The organism is Algibacter sp. (assembly GCF_049667265.1).
Classification (GTDB): domain Bacteria; phylum Bacteroidota; class Bacteroidia; order Flavobacteriales; family Flavobacteriaceae; genus Algibacter_B.
This window is the reverse complement of sequence record NZ_JBATHX010000107.1, coordinates 1-6,044: the sequence shown is the minus strand read 5'-3', so window position 1 is coordinate 6,044 and position 6,044 is coordinate 1. Positions and strand designations below refer to the sequence as shown.

At 32.2% G+C, this 6,044-nt stretch carries 4 protein-coding genes; 3 read left to right on the top strand and 1 reads right to left on the bottom strand.

Annotated elements, in window-relative coordinates; all coding sequences use genetic code 11:
• Window positions 1-198: 198 nt before the first annotated feature.
• Window positions 199-2,823: an MGH1-like glycoside hydrolase domain-containing protein gene (locus WBN21_RS03855; RefSeq protein WP_424197979.1), complete on the top strand. Its 2,625-nt coding sequence runs from the start codon at window positions 199-201 to the stop codon at window positions 2,821-2,823.
• Window positions 2,824-2,895: 72 nt separating this feature from the next.
• Here WBN21_RS03855 and folK read toward each other — a convergent pair whose 3' ends face one another.
• Entirely contained in the window at window positions 2,896-4,020 is a 1,125-nt protein-coding gene (gene folK, locus WBN21_RS03850; RefSeq protein ID WP_424197978.1) for a 2-amino-4-hydroxy-6-hydroxymethyldihydropteridine diphosphokinase, read from the bottom strand.
• 70 nt (window positions 4,021-4,090) lie between these two features.
• Here folK and WBN21_RS03845 point away from each other — a divergent pair, with 70 nt between their 5' ends.
• Window positions 4,091-4,795, top strand: a complete 705-nt coding sequence (locus WBN21_RS03845; RefSeq protein ID WP_424197977.1) for a queuosine precursor transporter — start codon at window positions 4,091-4,093, stop codon at window positions 4,793-4,795.
• An 88-nt stretch (window positions 4,796-4,883) separates the two neighbouring features.
• Window positions 4,884-6,044 (top strand): AsmA family protein (locus WBN21_RS03840; RefSeq protein WP_424197976.1); only part of this gene is annotated, 1,161 nt, incomplete at its 3' end.

Sequence of the window (6,044 nt, the reverse complement as noted above, 5' to 3'; positions counted from 1 at the left end):
TCCTATTGAGCAGGTTTCCAAACTTTTCATCATTTTTAAAATACGATTTCATCAATTAACACTTTGTTTTTTAAATAGATTTTTAATGAATTCATTTAAAAACTTCAATTAGGCAATACTTAAAACTCAAATTGATACTTGATTGGTAAAAGTTTTAATTTTACCTAAATTGTTATTTTTTAAATTATTACAATATAAATGGCTAATAAAAATCCAGAAGTAGAAAGGCTAGCAGTTGCTGAAAACCACAGAAATTGGAAAAAATGGGGCCCGTATTTGGCTGAAAGACAATGGGGGACTGTAAGAGAAGACTATAGTGAACATGGCCATTCTTGGGATTTTATTGACCATGAAAAAGCTAGAAGTAACGCCTATAGATGGGGTGAAGAAGGCATAGGTGGCTTTTGTGATTCGAGAGAAATTTTATGTTTAGCACCGGCATTCTGGAATGGAAATGACGCCATTTTAAAAGAACGTTTATTTGGACTTACAAACAACCAAGGGAATCATGGTGAAGATGTTAAAGAACTTTATTTCCATCAAATATCCACTCCAACACATTCTTATAACAAATATTTATACAAATATCCGCATAGTAAATTCCCCTATGATGATTTAGTTAATGAAAATAGAAACCGAGGTAGAGAGGCGTCTGAATATGAAATACTAGACACCGGTTGCTTTAAAGACAATGCATATTTTGACTGTTTTATTGAATACGCCAAAGGTGATGTGGATGATATTCTTATGAAAGTTACCGTTGTAAATAGAGGTGCCAAAGCAGCTGATATTCACGTTTTACCACATTTATGGTTTAGAAATTTCTGGAAGCACAATAAAAAACATAGTCGCCCAGTTATAAAATCGACATCTAAAAACGCCGCCCAATCTGCCAGTCCGAGAAATGGAGAATACCATCTTTATCATGATGAAGGGAAGCAATTATTTTGTGAAAACGAAACAAATAATAAGCTAATTTATAACGTCAAGAATGAAGTGCCTTTTGTTAAGGACGGAATCCATGAGCATGTTGTTAATGGCAAAAAGACGGTAAACCCTAAAAAACAGGGTTCCAAAATGGCTATTTGGTATAAGTTTAAACTACAACCTGGGGAAGAAAAAAGTATCAACGTCCGATTAAGTAAAGATGCCCTAGAAAACCCTTGGAAAGCCTTTGATTCTATTTTTGATTTAAGAAAAAAAGAGTGTGAAGACTTTTATAGCGGCATTATAAGAAAAGATTTACCTGAATCACGTCAAGATCTTGCTAGAAAAGCCTTTTCTGGGTTATTATGGACGAAACAATTTTATTATTTTGATGTTTACAAATGGTTATTTGGAGGTCCTGGAGAAGAAAAACCAAATAGAATAGATAAACGAAATTATAGTTGGCAACATCTTACTAACAGACATGTTATTTCCATGCCCGATAAATGGGAATACCCTTGGTATGCCGCATGGGATTTAGCATTTCATATGGCATCGTTTGTAGAAATAGACCCTTATTTTGCTAAACAGCAATTATTATTGGTTTTACAAGAAAGTTACATGCACCCTAATGGACAAATTCCTGCTTACGAATGGAATTTTAGTGATGTAAATCCTCCTGTGCACTCATTTGCTGTTTGGAAAGTTTATGAACAGGATAAAATAAAAACAGGAAAAGGTGATATCCATTTTTTAGAAAAAGCATTCCAAAAATTACTTATCAATTTCACATGGTGGGTGAACCAAAAAGATAAAAGCGGTACTAACCTTTTTGAAGGTGGCTTTTTAGGGTTGGATAATATTGGTGTATTCGACAGAAATCATATGCCAGAAGGCATTACCAGAATGCAACAAGCAGATGCCACTAGTTGGATGGCCATGTTCTCCATTAACATGTTGCGCATGTCATTAGAACTTGCAAAAACTAATGGAATTTATGAAGAATCTGCAGCCAATTTTTTTAGACATTTTTTAAATATTGCACATGCCATGCATCACATTGGTAAAAAAGATATTTCACTTTGGGATGATGGGGACAATTTTTATTATGATGTTGTTGAGATGTCTAATGGTGCAACCGACCGATTAAGGGTTCGCTCTCTAGTGGGTGTTATCCCTATGTTTGCTGTTGAAATTATTCATAAAAATTTATTTGATGAATTAAAAGAATTTAAGAGAAGAGCAAACCGGATCATAAAAACACGACCAGATTTAGCCTCATTAATTTCTAATTTAGAAACGGCTAATAAAGATGGAAACTTTATGTTTTCTATCATGCGTGGTTTCAGATTAGAACACTTGCTGAAACGTTTATTAGATGAAGATGAATTCTTATCAGACTATGGTATTCGTTCGCTTTCAAAATACCATGAAAAATATCCTTTTGTATTTCAGCATCATGGGCATCACCAAATACAATATGAATCTGGTGAAAGTCAATCCAATATGTTTGGAGGAAACTCCAACTGGCGTGGTCCAATTTGGATGCCTTTAAATTATATGATTATCCAATCGTTACGTAAATACTATGAATTTTATGGCGATGAATATCAATATGAATTCCCAACAGGTTCTGGCAAGAAGCTTAATTTAAAACAAATTGCAAACGAACTAACCAAAAGGCTAATAAAACTGTTTGAACCTAATAAAGATGGTAAATTCCCTTACCATTCTGAAGATCCTGATAAAGTATTCACAAAAGATGAACATTTTAAAAATGAGCATTTCTTCTATGAGTTTTTTGATGGCGATACAGGCAAAGGTCTTGGAGCATCACACCAAACAGGATGGACATCACTTATTGCCAATTTAATTCAGGAAATGGATGAGGATTAAGTTTAGAATACCGATAGGTTAAAAAATTGAAACTATTTTTTAATCCATCGTTTTGTTTAGTAACATCAATTATCAACAAATTTCACTCAAAATCCATAAATAATCTTTACGGTTTTCAACAAAATCTCGATCTGAAACATCAATGATTTTTACATTAAAATCTTTTTGTGTTTTTAAAAAATCTAAATATCCGGAATTGATTTTTTCTAAATAATCATCAGCTATATTTTGCTCATAATCACGCCCACGTTTTTTTATATTTTGTTGTAAACGCTCCGTATTTTGATACAAATACACATACAATTCAGGCTTTTTCAAATCCTTATACATTAAGTCGAAAAGCTTTCTATATAACTTAAACTCATCTTCTTGCAATGTGATTTTTGAGAATATCAGTGATTTAAAAACATCATAATCGCTCACAATAAAATCTTTGAACAAATCGAGTTGTGCCAAATCATCTGATATTTGTTGATATCTATCGGCCAGAAATGACATTTCTAAAGTGAAAGCATATCTATTAGCATCTTCATAAAACTTTGGTAAAAACGGATTATCAGCAAAACGTTCTAAAATCAATTTTGCATTAAAATCGTGCGATATTTTTGTTGCTAAACTCGTTTTTCCTGCTCCAATATTACCTTCAATGGCTATGTAATTATACCTTGAAAAATTATAAGCTTTACTTGGGTTTTTCAGCCAAATATTAATAGGTTCTAAAACCGATTGATCGTCACATTCCCTTAATAAATCTGCTACTTCCTTATTTAGTTCAGGGTGCTTAACTTTGGATGCAATATCATTAAGAGGCAAAAGCACAAACTTACGCTTGCTCATTTCTGGATGTGGTACTTTCAGGGTATCCGTATTGATAATTTCATTGTCAGCAAAAACAATATCCAAATCTATTGTTCTAGCTTCGTAAGTATGGATGTTTGTTCTAGTTCTTCCTAAGGCGGTTTCAATTTCTAATAAAGTATCTAAAACGTTTTGAGTCTCTAAATAACTTTCTAACACCAAACAACAATTAAAAAAATCGTCACCTTCAAAACCAAAAGCGGGCGATTTATACACTTTAGAAATCAACATAATATGCCCTACGCGCTCGTGAATAGCATCAATGGCAGTCTGTAGATTTTTAAATTTATCGCCTTTATTACTACCTAAAGCAATATGATATGGTTTTGGTTGTATCATGAAAAAGCAAAATAACTAAAACAATTTTTAAAACTTTATATTTACAGAACCTATTTATTCACAATTATCAATGACATTAAGAGATAAACTTGCAGCACAACGTATTTACATACTTTTAGGTGCGCTTTTCATTACATCGTTGGTAGTTTCAAACCTAATTTTTCAAAAATTCTTTTACTGGTACCCGTTTGATGTTGAAATTTTTGGAAGTAAGCTTTTCGAAATTTCAGTTGGTATTCTGCCCTACCCGATTACCTTTTTAATTACCGATTTAATTAGTGAAATTTATGGCAAAAAACGTGCGAATGATGTGGTAGTAGTTGGTATTTTCGCTTCCATTTTTTCCCTTTTAATTATTTTTATGGCAGACGCTGTTCCTGCAACATCATGGTCTTACGTTAAGGATGATATGTTTAATACCGTTTTTGGGAATTCTATGATTGCTGTTTTTGCAAGTATGCTCACGTATCTATTTGCGCAATTTGTGGATATTCAAGTCTATCATTTCTGGAAACGATTAACCAAAGGCAAACACTTATGGATCAGAAATAATTTCTCTACTTGGTTTTCGCAATTTGTAGATACGTTTACAATTATAACGTTATTATGTTCTTTCGGAATTATTGAGTGGGAAAATTATAAAGGCTTAATTATAAGTGGTTTCCTTTTCAAAGTTTTCATCGCCATTATAGACACTCCTTTTTTATATTTGGGTGTGTATCTTTTTAGAAAACGGTTCCATTTAAAGATAAATGAAGAGTTGGATTTACTCTAAATATTTAACAATATATTCACTATTTTAAGACCTTTAGCATCATTTTTGCGTATATCTTTGTTAACATTCAAAACCTAAAATCTACATTTTGAAAAAAGCATTTAAAATTATTGGCATCACCTTCCTTATCATTGTGGTAATTATAATAGCCATTCCATTTGCCTTTCAAAGTCAAATAAAGGATATGGTAAAACGCTTTATCAATCAAAACCTAAATGCTCAGGTGGAGTTTAGTGACGTTTCATTAAGTTTAATTAGAAGTTTTCCGCAGGCGCATGTTAATGTAAACGATTTGGTTATTACCAATTTTGAACCTTTCAAAGACGAAACTTTTGCTACAGTAAAAGAGATTTCATTCACCATGTCAGTTAAAGAATTGTTTAAAAATGCAGGAGAAGACCCAATTGTTGTTAACTCTATAAATATTGACAAAGCCCTTTTAACCTTAAAAACTGATAAACTAGGCAACACTAATTACGACATTACAAAAGCCGATTCTAATAGCGCTACCGCGGAAAACCAAACAAGCAACTTTTCATTTAGTATTGAAGATTATCAAATTAAAAATAGTGCCTTAACGTATATTGATGACATTTCAAAAATGATGGTTCATATCTCCGAACTGAATCATGAAGGCCATGGCATCTTTTCAGCAAATGAATCAGAATTCACCACAAAAAGTGAGGCTAATGTTAGTTTTTCTTTTGACAGCACCAACTATTTAAGCAGTAATCCTGTAAAATTGGACGCTATAATTGGTTTAGATTTAGAGAACAGCAAATACACTTTCAAAGAAAATAAAGGCTATATAAACGACTTACCTTTAGAGTTTCAAGGCTATGTGCAACTGCTTGAAAACGGACAAGACATTGATATTTCGTTTGAAAACCCAGGTTCCGATTTTAAAAATTTCTTAGCGGTTATTCCAAAAACATATTCAAAAAGCATTGAAAATGTACAAACCACAGGCGATTTTAAGGTAAAAGGAGTTATTAAAGGATTAAATTCCGATGATACTATTCCTAATTTAGATATTAGCATCACTTCAAACAATGCCTCATTTAAATATCCGGATTTACCAAAACGTGTTGAAAACATTGTTATTAATACAGAAATTAAAAATACTACAGGTAAAATGGACGATACGTATATCGACATTAAAACCTTAAATTTTAAAATTGACAATGATGTTTTTAAATCGTCAGCAACACTTAAAAACATCACCAAAAACATGTTGGTAAATGCTAAT